The organism is Kribbella sp. NPDC051936 (assembly GCF_040680955.1).
Classification (GTDB): domain Bacteria; phylum Actinomycetota; class Actinomycetes; order Propionibacteriales; family Kribbellaceae; genus Kribbella.
On the sequence record NZ_JBFAXS010000002.1, the window covers coordinates 643,893 to 659,268 of the forward strand.

Here is a 15,376-nt window from a genome sequence, read left to right on the forward strand (position 1 = left end):
CCTCCGCGGTCAGGTCGGTCCCAGTCTGACCGACGTTAGATGACCGTGTAACGACGCCCGGGCCGAAAACTCATCGGTCGATCGATGACTATTTTCCGGACGCCTCGAAGACCTTCGAGAACCAGTCCAGCTGCGCGAGCTGCTGGTACGTCTGGCCGCCCTCGTGCTCGTTGTAGTGGTACACCTCGATGTCCTTCTGCTCGCTGCCGGTGGCGCCGTAGTGGTTGAAGGCGGCGAACACCGTCGAGGGCGGGCAGATCGGGTCCATCAGCGCGACCGAGAACAGCGCCGGCGCCGTGGCGAGCCGGCCGAGGTTGACGCCGTCGAAGTAGCCGAGCGTGGTGAGCGCCGCGTCGACGTCCTGGCGGAACCCCTTCAGGTACCGCGTGATCTCGCCGTACGGGTCCTTGTCGGTGATCTGCAGCGCCCGCTGGAAGTGGCACAGGAACGGTACGTCGGGGGCGCAGCCGAGCAGCTCGATCCCGGCGATCGGCGCCAGGCCGGCCGCCGCGATCGCGATGCCGCCGCCCTGGCTGCCGCCGGTGACGACCATCCGGTCCGGGTCCACCAGCGGCGACGTCCGGGCCGCGTCGAGCGCCCGCACCGCGTCGATGAAGACCCGGCGGTAGTAGTACGTCTCCGGGTCGGTGATTCCCAGCGTCATGAACCCGGGCGTGTGGTTGAGACCGGCGTACGGCGTGGCGTCCGGCGTCCCGTCGACGCCGCCGGCGCTGTACCCCTGGCCGCGGGTGTCCATCACGAAGTGGGCGTAACCGGCCTGCGCCCACAGCGTCGTGGCGTGCGGGAAGCCCCGGCCTCCGGAGTAGCCGTGGTACTGCACGACGGTCGGCAACGGACCGGTCGCGCCGGCCGGAACGTGCAGCCAGCCCTTGACCGGGGAGCCGTCGAAACCGGCGTAGGTAACGTCGTAGGTGTCGATCACCGCGAGCTTGTTGTCGATCAGGGTGAACGTGGCGGACAGGTCGTCGGTGCGCGCCTTCTCGATCGAGCGGCGCCAGAAGTCGACCAGGTCGGCGGGCGCGGCCACCTCGGGCCGGTACTCGCGGAGCTTGTCGAGGGAAAGGTCGAACATGGCCATAACCGGCAAACCTACGCCCACCGGAGGTCCGGCGGTAAGCGATGTCCAAATCCGGCCGCGGGTGACCTAGGGTGAGGTGATGCCGACTCCGAACATCGTCTTCGTGATGTCCGACGACCACGCCGCGCACGCGATCTCGGCGTACAGCAACAACACACGTAGCAAGGTCAACAGCACGCCGCACCTGGACCGGCTGGCCCGCGACGGAGTACGGATGGACGCGACGTACTGCACGAACTCGATCTGCTCCCCCTCGCGGGCCTCGATCCTGACCGGGACGTACAGCCACGTGAACGGCGTCGCCTCGATCTTCACCGAGATCGACTACCGGGTGCCGACGTTCGCCGAGGTGCTGCAGGACGCCGGCTACCAGTCCGCTCTGTTCGGCAAATGGCATCTCGGTGAGCGGCCGGAGTCCGCGCCGCGGCACTTCGACGACTGGCGGGTGTTCCCCGGCCAGGGCGACTACGTCGACCCGCTGATGATCGGGCCGGACGGCGCGGCGACCGTGCCCGGGTACGCGACGGACATCGTTACGGACCAGAGCATCGACTGGATCCGCCGGCGGGACCCGGACCGCCCGTTCCTGCTGCTCGTGCACCACAAGGCCCCGCACCGGCCGTGGGTGCCGGACGAGAAGCACAAGCACCTCTACCCGGTCGGTTCGATCCCGGAGCCGAGCACGCTGTTCGACGACCACAGCACGCGCAGCCAGGCGGTTCGCGGCGTGCGCATGTCCGTCGCGGACGACCTGGGCGCGGACGAGCTCGGCGAAGAGCTGCCGGACGACCTGCGCGGCCCGGAGAACCGGGAGGCGCGGATGCGCTGGAAGTACCAGCGCTACCTGCGCGACTACTTGCAGTGCGTCCAGTCCATCGACGACAACGTCGGGCGGCTGCTCGACGTCCTCGACGAGGAGGGCGTCAGCGACAACACGGTCGTCGTCTACACGTCCGACCAGGGATTCTTCCTCGGCGACCACGGCTGGTTCGACAAGCGGCTGATGTTCGACGAGTCGCTGCAGATGCCGATGATGATCCGCTGGCCGTCGGTGATCCCGGCCGGCGGCACCTGCGACGCGATGGTCACCAACGTGGACTTCGCGGCGACCTTCCTCGACATGGCGGGGCTGGAGCTGCCCACGTCCCAAGGCCGCAGCTTCCTGCCGCTACTGCGTGGTGAGCAGGTCCCGGATTGGCCGACGGCGATCTACTACCGGTACTGGGAGCACGACGACCCGTACCACCACGCTCCCGCGCACTACGGGATCCGCACGAAGGACTTCAAGCTCATCCACTACTACGGCGCCGGCCTCGGTGTACCGGGCTCGTCGGAGCGCCTGTTCGAATCCGAGTGGGAGCTGTACGACCTGCAGAAGGACCCGGAGGAGCTGGTCAACGTCGCCGAGGACCCGGCGTACACCGAGACCCGCGCCGCGCTGACCGCCGAACTGGCAGAACTCCAAAGGCACTATGCCGACCTGCCGTACGACGGCCCGTCGACCCCGGCACCGAAGTGGTCGTGGGCGGACGAGAGGTCACTGGAGCATGCAGCCGAGCACAGGCGACGCGTGGAAGAGGACCCGGAGGCCAACAGGTCCCACTGAGTCGGGACCTTCGGCCCTCTACACCCCCCGTTCTGGTCCAGGACGGTTGACCCAGGGGCAACCAGGGGGTGGTGGGGGAACATGTCGAGAACAGTGCAATTTCTCGGGGCGCTCGCCGCGGCGAGTCTGGCCTTCGGAGCCGTGACAACCCAGCCGGCGTCGGCCACGGCATCGGCAGTCTGCTCGGTGGGAGTCGGTGCGGTGACGGGCGACGGCGAGTACGGCTGGTCCGTGTTCTCGACCGTACCGCCGACGAGGTCGCTGGGACTGTGGATCAACAACCCGTATCCGGGGCCTGCCCGGCTCAGCGGCCCGATCATGTCCTCGAAGAACGGTGAGGGCAACTACGACGTCGGCGGGCTCGTCGTTCTGGGCGACACGCTGTACAACAGCTATTCGATCGTCACCGCGGACGGCGAGATTCTGGCTCAGGCGCTGCCGCGGATCGGTGGCGGCTGGAGCAGCTTCACCTCGCTCAACCGTTCCACCTACTCATCGCCGCAGGTGCGACGGGGCGCCGTCTACGGGCTGCGTCGCGACGGCGTGCTGTTCCGGTGGAACGCCGCCAACTGGGGCCAGAAGACGTCGTACCCGGGATTCTCGGCGGTCAAGTCGATGGCACTGATCAGTGCGACCGCGACGTACGACACCTTCCTGGCCAATACCCGGGGCGGTGCGCTGTACACGATCCACATTCCGGTGACGTCGCCCATGAAGCCGGTCGTCAAGCTGGTCCGCCGGTCGGGCTGGCAAGGTTTCGAGGCGATGCTCGCGCAGAAGTGCGGCATCTACGGAACGCTCGTGATCGGGATCGACACCGACACCCACGCCGGATACCTGTACGCCGTCGGGCATGCCGGCGGAACGTCGACCGTCATCGAGCCGCGTGGCAAGGTCCCCGGATCGTTCGGCTCCGGCGTGTACTTCCGGTGGATCTCGCCGCCCGAACCACCGCCCTTCGGTGAATAGGGGGCCGAGATGAGAATCCGCACCACTGCGCTGATGGCGGCGATCGGACTGGCCGGGAGCCTGCTCGCCTGGCCGGCCGATGCGGCGCCGAACCGCGCGACGGTGACCTGTTCGGTCACGGCCGGCTCGGTCACGAGCAACGGTGACCACCGCGCCCAGGTCGTCACAAGCACTGTGCCGCCCATGCTGACGAGAGACTCCAAGGTCGCGCTGGAGGTGTTCGCACCCGGCCTGGTCGGGCTCAGCACCTCCCTGCGTGCCGAACCGGACCCAGGCGGTTCCCAGGTGTCCGGCTACGTCGTGATCGGCTCAGGGCTGTACCTCACCCGGTACCAGGCCGGCTTGACCGCCGAGGTCCACCACGCGCAGCTGACCCGGATCGGCGGCGGCTGGCGGGACTTCGTCGCCGTCGAGCAGTCCGTGTCCTCCGAGGACGCTCCCTGGCGGATGAACACCTACGGGCTGCGTTCCGACGGCGTCCTGTTCCGGTGGACTGTCGACCCGAACGGCGGCTGGCGCGGCAAGACGTCGTACCCGGGGTTCGCGGCGGTGAAGGCGATGGCGCTGATCAGCAAGACGCGGACCTACGACACCTTCCTGGCCACCACTCACGGCGGTGCGCTGTACACGATCCACATCCCGACCGGCACACCGATGAAACCAGTCGTGAAGCTCGTCCGGCGCGCGACCTGGCAGGGCTTCGAGTCACTGGTCGCGACCAACTGCGGCATCTACGGCACATTGCTGCTCGGAATCGACAAGGCGGCCGGCACGGGCTACCTGTACGCCGTTGGGCACGCCAATGGACCGGCCACGATCATCCTGCCGCGCGGCAAGGTCCCGGCCACCTTCGGCGACCCGGTCGACTTCCGCTGGTTCCTCCCGATCGACCGTCTCTTCGGCGAATGAGAGTCGGCCCGGGGCGTGCCCGGGCCGCGGAGGCGCGAGATGATGTCGGCGGTGACCTCTCGGTGGAGGAGCTGTCCGGATGAGCGAAGCGACTGTGGTGTCGGTGAACGTCGGTCTGCCGAAGGACGTCGAGTGGAACGGGAAGACCGTCTACACCGGCGTGTGGAAGTGGCCGGTCGACGGGCCGGTGATGGTCCGTCGGCTGAACCTGGACGGCGACGGCCAGGGCGATTTGGCCGGCCACGGTGGCGAGCAGCGTGCGGTGCTGGTGTACCAGCTGGATTCCTACCGCTACTGGGCGCAGCACTTCGGGCGGGACGACTTCGGCTACGGACAGTTCGGCGAGAACCTGACAGTCGACGGGCTGCCGGACGACGAGGTCTGCATCGGCGACCGCTACCGGATCGGCGGCGCCGAACTGGAGGTCACCCAGCCGCGGGTGACCTGCTATCGGGTCGGACTGCGGATGGGTGAGCCGGAGTTGCCGGCGTTGCTCGTCAGCCACCACCGACCGGGGTTCTACTGCCGGGTGATCACCGAAGGCGAGGTCGCTGCCGGTGATCCGATCGTCAAGACGGCTACCGGACCGGGCGCCCTGAGCGTCTCCGACACGGATGCTCTGCTGTACCTACCCGACCGCGACATCGACAAGCTGCGGATCGCCGTACGCATCCCGGCGATGAGCCCGGGGTGGCAAGGATCGTTCCACGAGCTTCTGGACAAGGAGAACGCACCAGGGCCTGCGTGGGACGGCTTCCGGCAGCTGCGCGTCACAGATGTCGTCGCCGAGGCCACGGACGTGTTCTCCATCAAGCTCGCTGCGCCCGACGGCGGTGAGCTGCCGGCGGCTCAGGCGGGTCAGTACCTGACGTTCCGGCTGCCGGAGGCTGTGCGCAGCTACTCGCTCTCCACCTCGCCCGGCTACCGCGTGAGCGTCAAGCAGGAGCCGCACGGGATCGGCAGCGCCTACATGGCCCGACTGTCGTCCGGCAGCCTGCTGGAAGTCGCGGCAGCACGCGGTGAGTTCTTGCTCGAAGACGGCACCGGACCGGTGCTGTTGATCTCTGCGGGGATCGGAGTGACGCCTGTCCTCGCGATGCTTCACAGCCTGGCAGGTAGTAGTCGCGAGGTGTGGTGGATCCATGCGGCACGCGGACCGACGGAGCACGCGTTCGCCGCGGAGGCACACGACTTGCTCGCGCAGCTCCCGAACGCTCACGAGCACATCTACTACAGCTCCGTCGATGGGCGGCTGACCAAGGACAAGCTGCTCGAGCTGGGCCTGCCGCCAGATGCCACGGCGTACGTCTGCGGTCCTGAGAGCTTCATGGCGGACATGCAGGCAGCACTGACCGCAGTAGGGGTAACTCGGGTTCGTACGGAGCTGTTCGGCGCGCTCGCATCGCTGAATCCCGGTGTTGTCGGCCAGACGCTCAGGCCGCCGCATCAGCCGGACGGTGCCGCCGGCAATGGGCCGCTGGTGACGTTCGCCCGCAGCGGCATCTCGACAGCCATGCGCGACGGCACCCTGCTCGAGCTGGCCGAAGCCTGTGACGTGCCGGCGCGGTGGAGCTGCCGCACCGGCGTCTGCCACAACTGCATCACCCCGGTGCTGTCCGGCGACCTCACGTACTCCCCCACTCCACTGGAACCGCCGCCGAGCGGGCAGGCGCTCCTCTGCTGCTCCCGCCCGGTGACCGACCTCATCTTGGATATGTAGCGGACGCCGCGCTACGGCAGCTTCAAGCCGAAGCCGGGCTGGTCGGTGAGGGTGATGTGGCCGTCCTCCAGCGTGTAGAAGCCGGGGCCGGGGACGCCCTCGACGATCGGGATGTTGCCGAGGCCGGCGGCCAGGTGGGCGGCGTACAGGGTCTTGAGCGGCTGGCCCCAGGCGTGCGGTGAGGCCTCGGCGGACAGGTCGGGCATGGTGCGGCGCCAGGCGGTGAGGCCGTGGCCGGTGACGTCCATCAGGGCCACGTCCACGAGACCGTCGCGTGCCAACTGGAGGACGTGCTCCACGTTCGGGTCGTACTCGCCGTCGGCGACCTTGGGGCGGGCGGGCAGCTTCTGCAGGTACACGTGGAGCGCCTCCAGGTCGGGGCGGCGCTCTGCGAACGGCTCCTCGATCCAGTACAGGTCGCAGTCCGCGACACCGTCCAGGTACTCGAACAGGGTGTTCACGCTGAAGCCGTCGTTGCCGTCGACAAGGATCCCGGCGTCGGGGTACAGCTCGCGGGTCAGCCGGGTCACCTCGATGTCCCGCTGCAGACCGCCGTGGGAGTCCATCCAGCGATGCCCGCGGCCGATCTTCAGCTTGAAGTCGCGGAACCCGAACTCGTGGTCCTGGGCGAGGTTCGCCCGGATCGCGTCCAGCCCGCCGTCGAGGTCGTCGAGGTAGATCCCGCCGCTGTAGCAGCGCACCCGGGGCGATCCGGCGCCGCCGAGCATCGCGTACACCGGCACGTCGAGGATCCGCGCCGCGAGATCGTGCAGCGGGTAGTCGAGGAACTCGGCCGCCGAGTCGATCACCCCGCGGTCCGGGTCGATCAGTTCTGCGAGGTTCCGTCCGACGAGCGAGCCGGGGTCCGCGTCGTGCAGCGGCAGCCCCCAGCCCGTCGCGCCGCGGTCGGTCTCCACGACGTACGCCGTGGTGCTGCCGCCGCTCCCGTGGCTCCCGAGGAACGAGTTGCGGCCGATCGTGCGGAGGTAGTCGTAGCGGATCTCGGTGGTCGTGACCGAGCTGATGACGTGCCTGGCGAGGGTCATCGGTCAACGATAGACAGAGACCAGCCGTCGGAACGCCGCCGGATTGCTGAGCACGTCGGTGTTGTCCGCGAACTGGTCGATCGACCCGATCAGCCCGTGCCGTGCCACCGCTTCGTCGGTCACGGTCGCCAGGCACGCCTGCACGAACCGGTCCGCGCCGAGCACCATCGCGGGCCGGTCGAAGTACGGCCGCGGGGCCGGGTCGAGCTCGTCGGTGATCCCGAGCGCGTTCTGCCGCCGGGCGACCAGCTCGTACGCCGTGACGAGCGCCCGCTCGCGCTCGGCGTACGACGTGGCCGCGACCGCGCCGGCCAGCGCGACGTCGAGCCCGTCCGGGTGATCGAGCCGTGCGAACGCCGTACCGAGCCACTTGCTGTACGGCGCGTAGGCCCTGGCCTGCAACAGGGCCAGGCGCATGAGGTCCCGCACCAGCCGGGCAGCCACGACCCGCGACCCGAGCTCGTCACCTACCTCGTGCGTGCGCTGGACGAACGCCTCCTCCTGGGCGACACGGGACCACTGGCAGGCCAGGGTCCACCGCCAGATCTGGTCCGGGTACCAGGCCAGTGCCTCACGGACCCGGGCCAGCCGTCCGTCGTCCGCGTACACCCGGCCGGCCACCACACCGAGGAGCTGCTGCTGCGGAGTCACCAGCCAGTCGTCGATCCCGATGCCCTGTGACGCGTCGAACCCGAGCTGCCCCCGCAACCAGTCCCCCAGCGTCGCGACGGTCACGTGGTGCCGCGGCGCGTAGCTGTCCCAACCGAAGCGCACCGGATACCCGTCGTACTCGTCGGGCAGCCCGTCGTCGACCGCCTTCCGCACCCGCTCGACGTCGGCCGCGTCCACCAGTACGACGAGCCGCGGCCCCCAGCCGTGGTCCATCGACCGCGCGGTGTCGTATCCGAGCACGTCCGACCCCCACCCGAGCAGCCCGGCCGCGTAGCCGATGTCCCCCACCAGCGGCGCGACCACCTCGGCGTGAAACCTTTCCGCGACCTCAGCCGCCGGCCTGAACTCAGCCTTGGAACCCACTGGGCCGCCTTTCGGTTCGGTCTGCCCGTTTACAGTTGCCCGGTGAGACATGTGGTGTGGGACTGGAACGGGACGCTGCTCAATGACAATCACGCCGTCCTGGCTGCCGTCAACGAAGTTTGTGCCGGGTTCGGGCGGGCGGAGCTGAGCTGGGGCGAGTGGCAGGCGGCCTATGCGCGGCCGATGCGGCTGTCGTACGAGCAGATCCTGCGGCGCACCCTGGACGAGGCCGAGTGGGAGCAGGTCGACAAGCTCTACCACGACCGGTACGACGCGCTGCTGCACACCTGTGAGCTGGCCGCCAGGACGCACGAGGTGCTCCGGTCCTGCACGGCGAGCGGGCGGACGCAGTCGTTGCTGTCGATGTGGTTCCACTCGCGGCTCACGCCGACGGTCGAGCACTACGGGCTGACGACCTACTTCACCCGGATCGACGGGCTGCCCGGCGCGGTCGGCGGCGGATCGAAGGCCGACAGCCTGGTCCGGCACCTGGAGGCGCAGCAGCTCGATCCGGCCGACGTCGTCCTGATCGGGGACGTCGTCGACGACGCCGAGGCGGCCCAAGCGGCCGGCGCCCGCTGCGTGCTCGTCACCACCGGCGCGATGACCCCGCAAGCCCTGCACTCGACGGGTGCCCCGGTGGCCGCTTCGATCACGGAGGCGCTCCAACTGCTCGACGCCTGAGACGAGAGCCGCCATGATCCCCAGGGGTACAGGCCCGTGGTTCTCCCTGGTGTGATGCACCTGCCTGCGACGAGACGGTGGTTTCACACCGAAGAGCGTCCAGGGAGGCACCCCGATGAAGCAGTACTACGGCCCAGTGGTCGTCCTACTCGACAGCCAGGACACGCTGGAGTGGGCTGCGGCCGAAGCCGCGGCCCGAAGCGCCGAGCTGCGCATCGTGCACGCATTCCGCTGGCCCCACCTGCTCGACCCGCTCGGTGAACTGACGGTCGACGAGCGGGACTTGGAGGCAGCCGAGGAGGACGTCGACGAGGCAGCCGGCCACGCCCGGCGGATCTTCCCGAGCCTGCGGGTCTCCACCACGGTCTTCCCCGGCCGCCCGGCCACCGCGCTGCTGAACGAGGCGCGCGAGAGCACCGGCGCACTCGTGGTGATCGGGCACGGTCGCAGCTTCGAGCGGAGCCTGGCCAGGCGCTTGGCCCGCCGTACGAACGGCTCCCTGGCAGTCGTCGGTCTGACCTCGGACCACGCGGCCGGACCGTCCACGGGGCGTGTGGTCGTGGCCGTCGACGGCCACGACCGGTCCGATGCGCTGGGGTTCGCGTTCGGCGCGGCGCGGCGGCGGGGCACTGGTCTGACCATCCTGCAGACCGGTCCGGCCGACGTCACCGCGTGGCAGACGGCGTACCCGGAGGTCGACGTACGGCGGAGCGCGGTCACCGGCACCGTCGCGAGCGCCGTGCTGGCCGAGTCCGCCGCCGCGGCCCTGACCGTCCTGACGGCCGACCGGACCTGGCTCCAGCAGACCGGCAACGCGACGGTCGCCCGGCTCGCGCGCGGTCCAGTAATACTGGTCTGACCAGTGGACCCGGGCCGGCCCGGCTAGGCTGACCGGCGTGGGGATGGCAGATCGCGAGCATCGAGAGCTGAGGGGCCGGCAGCGGGAGACCGAAGTACTGAGAGGGCTCGTCAGCGAGGCGAGGGCCGGCCGCAGCCAGGTGCTGCTGCTGACAGGCGAGGCCGGAGTCGGCAAGTCGGCCTTGCTGGACACCCTGGTCGCCGGTGCCGACGGCTGCCGGATCACCCGAACCGCCGGGGTCGAATCCGAGATGGAGCTCGCGTACGCGGGCCTGCACCAGCTCCTCCAGCCGTTCCTGGAACATCTCGAGCGACTGCCGGCACCGCAGCGGGAGGCGCTCGGCACGGCGTTCGGCCTGGTGAGCGGCCCAACGCCGGACAAGTTCCTGATCGGTCTCGCGGTCCTGAACCTGCTCTCCGACGCCGCCGGCGACCGGCCCGTGCTGTGCGTGGTCGACGACGCGCAGTGGCTGGACCTGATGTCCGCGCGCATCCTCGCTTTCGTCGCCCGCAGGCTCGCGGCCGAATCCGTGGTGATGGTCTTCGCCGTCCGCGACGGCATCGACCACGCGTTCACCGGCCTGACCGAGCTGGCGATCCGCGGCCTCGACGAGACCGAGGCGCGAGCACTGCTCGAATCCGTGCTGCCCGGACCGATCGACCCGCGGGTCCGCGACCGGATCGTCGCCGAGACTCACGGCAACCCGCTCGCCCTGCTCGAACTCCCGCGCGCCTGGACTGCCGCGGAGCTGGCCGGCGGTCTGACCAGGGGCAGCCTGGCCGGCCGGATCGAGGACAGTTTCGTCCGGCGCCTCGAAGTCCTCGAGCCCGGCACCCGGCTGCTCCTGCTCACCGCGGCCGCGGAACCGCTGGGCGACCCGACCCTGCTGTGGCAGGCGGCCGAGCGGCTCGGGCTCGGCGCCGACCCGGCGGCCGGCGCAATCGAGTCCGGGCTGATCACCTTCGGCCGGCAGATCCGGTTCCGGCATCCGCTCGTGCGCTCCGCGGCGTACCGGATGGCGACACCGCAGCAGCGGCTGGCCGTTCATCGCGCCCTCGCCGACGTCACCGATCCCGGGACCGACCCCGATCGCCGGGCGTGGCACCGGGCGCAGGCGACCATGGCGCCCGACGAGGACGTCGCCGCCGAGCTCGAACGGTCCGCGCAGCGCGCCCGGGCCCGCGGCGGGTTCTTCGCGGCCGGCACGTTCCTGGAGCGGGCGGCCGCGCTGACCATCGACCCGGGCCGCCGGGCCGACCGTGTGCTGGCCGCCGCGACCGCCCAGCGGAGTGCCGGCGGGCTCGACGCCGCGCTGGACCTGCTCGGCGCGGCATCCGCCGGGCCCGCGGATGCCGTACGGGACGCGCAGATCACGCGGTTGCGCGGCGAGATCGCGTTCGACCGCGGACACGCGACCGAGGCCGCGCGGACGCTGGTCGACGCGGCGCGGCAGCTCGAGCCGCTCGACCACGACCAGGCCCGGGTCGCGTACCTGGAGGCGATGTCGGCCGCGATCTGGGCGAGCGGCCCGGACGCGCCCGGGATCCTCGGTGAGGCAGCGGCCGCCGCACCGGCGCCGGCACCGTCGGACCCGCCGGGCGACCTGCTCCTGCAGGCGCTCGCGCTCCGCTTCACCCACGGGTACACCGACGCCGCGGCCCAGCTGGTCAGAGCCGTCGACCACGCCCGGCAGAGCGCCGGCGAGGCCGAGGACGTCCGCGGCTGGCTGTGGCTCGCGGGCAGCCGGTCCAGCGGGATCGTCGCGATCGATGTCTGGGACCTCGACGCGGCGCTCGAACTGGCCGCCCGCCACGAACGGATCGCCCGCGACAGCGGCGCTCTCGTCCAGCTCCAGTGGGCGCTGAACTTCCGCGCCAACGTGGTGTCGATGACCGGTGACCTCGCGGCCGCGACGGCGTACGTCGAGGAGGAGCGGCGGATCGGCGCCGCGACCGGGAACCGGGTGCTCGGGATCGGGCGGATGCAGCTCGCCGCGCTGCGCGGGCACGAGGCCGAGGCGACCGGACTGATCGACGCGATGATCCGCGAGGCACGCGCCCAGGGCCAGGGCCGGATGACCGCGATCGCGACGTACACGAGCGCGCTGCTGAACAACGGCCTCGGACGGTACGAGACCGCCCGCGACGCGGCGCTGCAGGTCTTCGAGCAGGACGTGGTCGCGTACAGCGCGCTGGTGATCGGCGAACTGGCCGAGGCCGCCTCGCGGACCGGTGACACCAAGCTCGTCGAGACCGCGCTGGCCTGGCTCGACGAGCGCGTCGCCGCCGCGCCGACGGACTGGGGCCGCGGGATGCAGACCCGCACGCGAGCGTTGCTGGCCGACGACGAGGACGCGTACCGCGCGTCGATCGACTACCTGAGCCGGACCGGTCTGCGCATCGAAGCGGCCCGCGCCGAGCTGCTGTACGGCGAATGGCTGCGCCGCGAAGGCCGCCGGCAGGACGCCCGCGAGCACCTGCGGACCGCCCACGAGCAGCTGGCCGGGATCGGCGCCGAGGCGTTCGCCGAACGCGCCCGCCACGAGCTGCTCGCCACCGGCGAGACCGTCCGCAAGCGCACGCCCGAAACCACGAACGACCTGACCGCGCAGGAGTCCCAGATCGCCGGCCTGGCCAGGGACGGACTGACCAATCCGGAGATCGCCGCCCAGCTCTTCATCAGCCCGCGCACCGTCGAGTGGCACCTCCGCAAGACGTTCTCCAAGCTCGGCATCACCTCCCGCCGCCAGCTCCGGACCGCCTTCGCCCGCGCCTGACCAGGGTGTTTCAGGGGTGCGGCCGAGCTCGCTGGGTCTCGGCGTCGCGATCAGCATCCTTGCCGCGGGTCGCCGGATGCAGTTGGGTTGTCCGCAAACCAAGGGTGAGGAGAACCCGTGACGAGCGAGGTCCTGGAAGGCCGCACCGCCGCCGGCCGCGGTGTACGGGTGCGGTTCTCGGCCGACGGCATCGAGGAGATCACCGACCACCCGTCGGCGCCGGACCTGCTGCTGATCCCGGGGCTGGTCGACATCCAGCTGAACGGGTACGGCGGTCTGGACGTCAACGACCCGTCGCGCCCGGCGAGCGAACTGCCCGACCTCGTCCGTGCCCTGTGGGGACAAGGCGTGACGACGGTCTACCCGACGATCATCTCCGCGGACGACGCGACCACGATCACCCTCGTCAAGCGCGCTGCCGCCTCCCGCGCGGCCGACCCCGACGTAGCGTACGGCGTACCGGGCCTGCACCTGGAGGGCCCGTACATCTCGTCCGCGGAAGGTGCCCGCGGCGCGCATGACCCGGCGGTCATCCGGGACCCCGACGCCGACGAGTTCGACCGCTGGCAGGCCGCGGCCGACGGCGCGATCGCGATCATGACGCTGGCTCCCGAACGCAAAGGAGCCATCGACTTCACCCGGCACCTCACCACCAGGCCGGGCACGCACACGTCAGCGACGAGCCCGGTCCTCGTCTCGGTCGGGCATTCGCTCGCGACCGCGACCGACATCCACGCCTTCGCGGCCGCCGGCGGGCGGATGTCCACCCACCTCGGCAACGGGCTTCCGGCCCAGATCGAGCGCCACCACAACCCGATCTGGGCCCAACTCACCGAGGACACCCTGACCGCCGGACTGATCGCCGACGGCCATCACCTGCCCGCGGACACCTTCGGCGCTCTCGTGCGCGCCAAAGGTCCGCAGCGATGCGTTCTCACCAGCGACGCGGCCGCCCTGGCCGGATGCGCACCGGGCGACTACCGGACCGCGGTCGGCGGCGCGGTCACCGTGGGGCCCGACGGAAGCCTCCGCCTCCAGGGCACGCCGTACCTGGCCGGTAGCGGCGCCTCATTGCTCGACTGCCTGCGGTGGGCGACCGGTCCAGGCGGACTCCCCCTCGACATCGCCGTCACGATGGCCACCCGGACACCGGCCGACCTGCTCGGCCTGCACGATCGCGGCCGTCTGGAGGTCGGTGCCCGCGCTGACCTCGTCCAGCTGACCAGCACCCCGAACGGCGCCGTCGGCGACGTCGCGGCCGTCGTTGTCAACGGCCGCGTGGTTGCTTGCAGCAACAGTTAAGTATTGGATCTTGCCGCCCGCAATCACTTGGCGGGGGCCCAATGCTTGCCGGTGAACCGCCCTTTCCCGTATAAGCCTTACATGACGGCGATCCGGCTCGACGCGGTGTCCAAGGTGTTCGAGGGCGAACACCTGGCCGTCGACGAGCTGTCGCTGGACATCGCCGACGGCGAGTTCATGGTGCTGCTCGGGCCTTCCGGCTGCGGGAAGACCACGTTACTGCGGATGATCGCCGGTCTCGAGCGGGTGACGGCCGGCGAGGTGTGGTTCGGGCGCACCAACGGCACCCGGCTCGCGCCGCGCGAACGGGGCGTCGCGATGGTCTTCCAGACCGGCGCGTTGTACCCGAACCGGACGGTCCAGGAGAACATCATGTTCCCGCTGCAGGTCGCCGGTCAGGACGACGTCCAGGCCGGATCCACCGCGGCGGGCCTCGCACAGATCCTCAGCATCGAGTCGGTGCTCGACCGGATGCCGCGCACGTTGTCGGGCGGTCAGCGGCAGCGGGTCGCGATCGGCCGCGCGCTGGTCCGCCGCCCGCAGGTGTTCCTGCTCGACGAACCGCTGTCGAACCTCGACGCCACGATGCGCACCGAGCTCCGGCAGGAGATCGGCGCGATGACCCGCGACCTGAACGTGACCACGCTGTACGTGACCCACGACCAGGTCGAGGCGCTGACCCTGGCCGACCGGATCGCGGTGATGCGCGACGGCCGGATCGAGGACGTCGGTACGCCGACGCAGGTGTACAACGATCCCGCGACCGCGTTCGTGGCCGGCTTCCTCGGCACGCCGCGGATCAACCTGCTGGCCGCCACCGTCCGCGTCACCGCGCACCACCGGGTCGCCCTCGACCTCGGCAACCAGTCGATCTCCCTCGACCCCACCGACCGCCGGTCGCTGATCCTGCGGCACCACGACGGCGCCGACGTGATCGTCGGCGCCCGCTCGAACGCGTTCAGCCTGACCGACGACGCCCCGAACCAGCTGACCGGCACCATCCGCGCCTTCGAGTTCCACGGCCAGCAGTCGATCGCCTTCGTGCACTGCGGGATCGAGGTCGTCGACCCCGACCGCGTCGGCCGCGCGACTCCGGCTCACGCCTCTCCCGCGACCGACCGTACGCCGTCCTTCCTGAGCAGACTCCGCTCGCGCGCCGGGCTGGGCGCACCCACACCTCCCGCACCCGAACCGCACGGCGCCACGCACCGCCGCGCCGACGTGGTCGTCGAACTCCCGGTCGACACCGAACTGGCCCGCGGCACCCGCGTCCACCTCGCGCTCGACACCTCCCGGATCCACATCTTCGACCAGACCGGCCACCGCGTGGACCGCATCACCCGCTGACCCGCCGCCGCGCTCAGCCCTCCA

Annotated in this window: 12 protein-coding genes; 9 read left to right on the forward strand and 3 right to left on the reverse strand. The window is 70.5% G+C overall.

Translation table 11 applies throughout. The features are described from left to right. Window positions 1–88: 88 nt before the first annotated feature. Window positions 89–1,093: an acetylxylan esterase gene (locus tag AB0L64_RS08655; protein ID WP_363709203.1), complete on the reverse strand. Its 1,005-nt coding sequence runs from the start codon at window positions 1,091–1,093 to the stop codon at window positions 89–91. A gap of 85 nt (window positions 1,094–1,178) precedes the next feature. Between AB0L64_RS08655 and AB0L64_RS08660 the strand changes: the two genes are divergently transcribed. The 4 genes from AB0L64_RS08660 to AB0L64_RS08675 all read left to right on the forward strand — a co-directional run bounded on the left by AB0L64_RS08660 (window position 1,179) and on the right by AB0L64_RS08675 (window position 6,303). Next, window positions 1,179–2,705, forward strand: coding sequence for a sulfatase (locus tag AB0L64_RS08660; RefSeq protein ID WP_363709205.1), 1,527 nt, complete (start codon window positions 1,179–1,181; stop codon window positions 2,703–2,705). An 81-nt stretch (window positions 2,706–2,786) separates the two neighbouring features. Further along, window positions 2,787–3,674 (forward strand): hypothetical protein, encoded by an 888-nt coding sequence (locus AB0L64_RS08665; RefSeq protein WP_363709207.1) that lies wholly within the window; start codon window positions 2,787–2,789, stop codon window positions 3,672–3,674. A gap of 9 nt (window positions 3,675–3,683) precedes the next feature. Then, window positions 3,684–4,583 carry a hypothetical protein gene (locus tag AB0L64_RS08670; RefSeq protein ID WP_363709209.1) on the forward strand — a complete coding sequence of 300 codons (900 nt, stop codon included), beginning with the start codon at window positions 3,684–3,686 and terminating at the stop codon, window positions 4,581–4,583. Between the two features lie 79 nt (window positions 4,584–4,662). Then, window positions 4,663–6,303 (forward strand): MOSC and FAD-binding oxidoreductase domain-containing protein, encoded by a 1,641-nt coding sequence (locus AB0L64_RS08675; RefSeq protein ID WP_363709211.1) that lies wholly within the window; start codon window positions 4,663–4,665, stop codon window positions 6,301–6,303. A gap of 11 nt (window positions 6,304–6,314) precedes the next feature. On the opposite strand, the gene AB0L64_RS08680 is transcribed toward AB0L64_RS08675, so the two are convergent. Both AB0L64_RS08680 and AB0L64_RS08685 read right to left on the reverse strand, forming a co-directional pair. Further along, complete coding sequence (locus AB0L64_RS08680; protein ID WP_363709213.1) at window positions 6,315–7,349, reverse strand: enolase C-terminal domain-like protein; 1,035 nt, start codon at window positions 7,347–7,349, stop codon at window positions 6,315–6,317. Between the two features lie 3 nt (window positions 7,350–7,352). Beyond that, a complete protein-coding gene (locus AB0L64_RS08685; RefSeq protein WP_363709215.1) occupies window positions 7,353–8,384 on the reverse strand; it encodes a DUF4037 domain-containing protein in 1,032 nt (343 codons plus the stop codon). A 42-nt stretch (window positions 8,385–8,426) separates the two neighbouring features. On the opposite strand from AB0L64_RS08685, the gene AB0L64_RS08690 reads away from it, so the two are divergent. The 5 genes from AB0L64_RS08690 to AB0L64_RS08710 all read left to right on the forward strand — a co-directional run bounded on the left by AB0L64_RS08690 (window position 8,427) and on the right by AB0L64_RS08710 (window position 15,352). After that, entirely contained in the window at window positions 8,427–9,068 is a 642-nt protein-coding gene (locus AB0L64_RS08690) for an HAD hydrolase-like protein (RefSeq protein WP_363709217.1), read from the forward strand. 115 nt (window positions 9,069–9,183) lie between these two features. Further along, window positions 9,184–9,927, forward strand: coding sequence for a universal stress protein (locus tag AB0L64_RS08695; RefSeq protein ID WP_363709218.1), 744 nt, complete (start codon window positions 9,184–9,186; stop codon window positions 9,925–9,927). 43 nt (window positions 9,928–9,970) lie between these two features. Further along, window positions 9,971–12,703 (forward strand): AAA family ATPase, encoded by a 2,733-nt coding sequence (locus AB0L64_RS08700; RefSeq protein WP_363709804.1) that lies wholly within the window; start codon window positions 9,971–9,973, stop codon window positions 12,701–12,703. Between the two features lie 117 nt (window positions 12,704–12,820). After that, entirely contained in the window at window positions 12,821–14,005 is a 1,185-nt protein-coding gene (locus tag AB0L64_RS08705) for an amidohydrolase family protein (RefSeq protein ID WP_363709220.1), read from the forward strand. An 81-nt stretch (window positions 14,006–14,086) separates the two neighbouring features. Then, window positions 14,087–15,352, forward strand: a complete 1,266-nt coding sequence (locus AB0L64_RS08710) for an ABC transporter ATP-binding protein (protein ID WP_363709222.1) — start codon at window positions 14,087–14,089, stop codon at window positions 15,350–15,352. The last annotated feature ends 24 nt before the right edge of the window (window positions 15,353–15,376 follow it).

What these genes read in the sequence shown, in the direction of transcription:
- AB0L64_RS08665 (WP_363709207.1), top strand. Translation starts at nt 2,787, where the DNA reads ATGTCGAGAACAGTGCAATTTCTCGGGGCGCTCGCCGCGGCGAGTCTG.
- AB0L64_RS08700 (WP_363709804.1), top strand. Translation starts at nt 9,971, where the DNA reads ATGGCAGATCGCGAGCATCGAGAGCTGAGGGGCCGGCAGCGGGAGACC.
- AB0L64_RS08660 (WP_363709205.1), top strand. Translation starts at nt 1,179, where the DNA reads ATGCCGACTCCGAACATCGTCTTCGTGATGTCCGACGACCACGCCGCG.
- AB0L64_RS08680 (WP_363709213.1), bottom strand. Translation starts at nt 7,349, where the DNA reads ATGACCCTCGCCAGGCACGTCATCAGCTCGGTCACGACCACCGAGATC.
- AB0L64_RS08675 (WP_363709211.1), top strand. Translation starts at nt 4,663, where the DNA reads ATGAGCGAAGCGACTGTGGTGTCGGTGAACGTCGGTCTGCCGAAGGAC.
- AB0L64_RS08655 (WP_363709203.1), bottom strand. Translation starts at nt 1,093, where the DNA reads ATGTTCGACCTTTCCCTCGACAAGCTCCGCGAGTACCGGCCCGAGGTG.
- AB0L64_RS08710 (WP_363709222.1), top strand. Translation starts at nt 14,087, where the DNA reads ATGACGGCGATCCGGCTCGACGCGGTGTCCAAGGTGTTCGAGGGCGAA.
- AB0L64_RS08695 (WP_363709218.1), top strand. Translation starts at nt 9,184, where the DNA reads ATGAAGCAGTACTACGGCCCAGTGGTCGTCCTACTCGACAGCCAGGAC.
- AB0L64_RS08670 (WP_363709209.1), top strand. Translation starts at nt 3,684, where the DNA reads ATGAGAATCCGCACCACTGCGCTGATGGCGGCGATCGGACTGGCCGGG.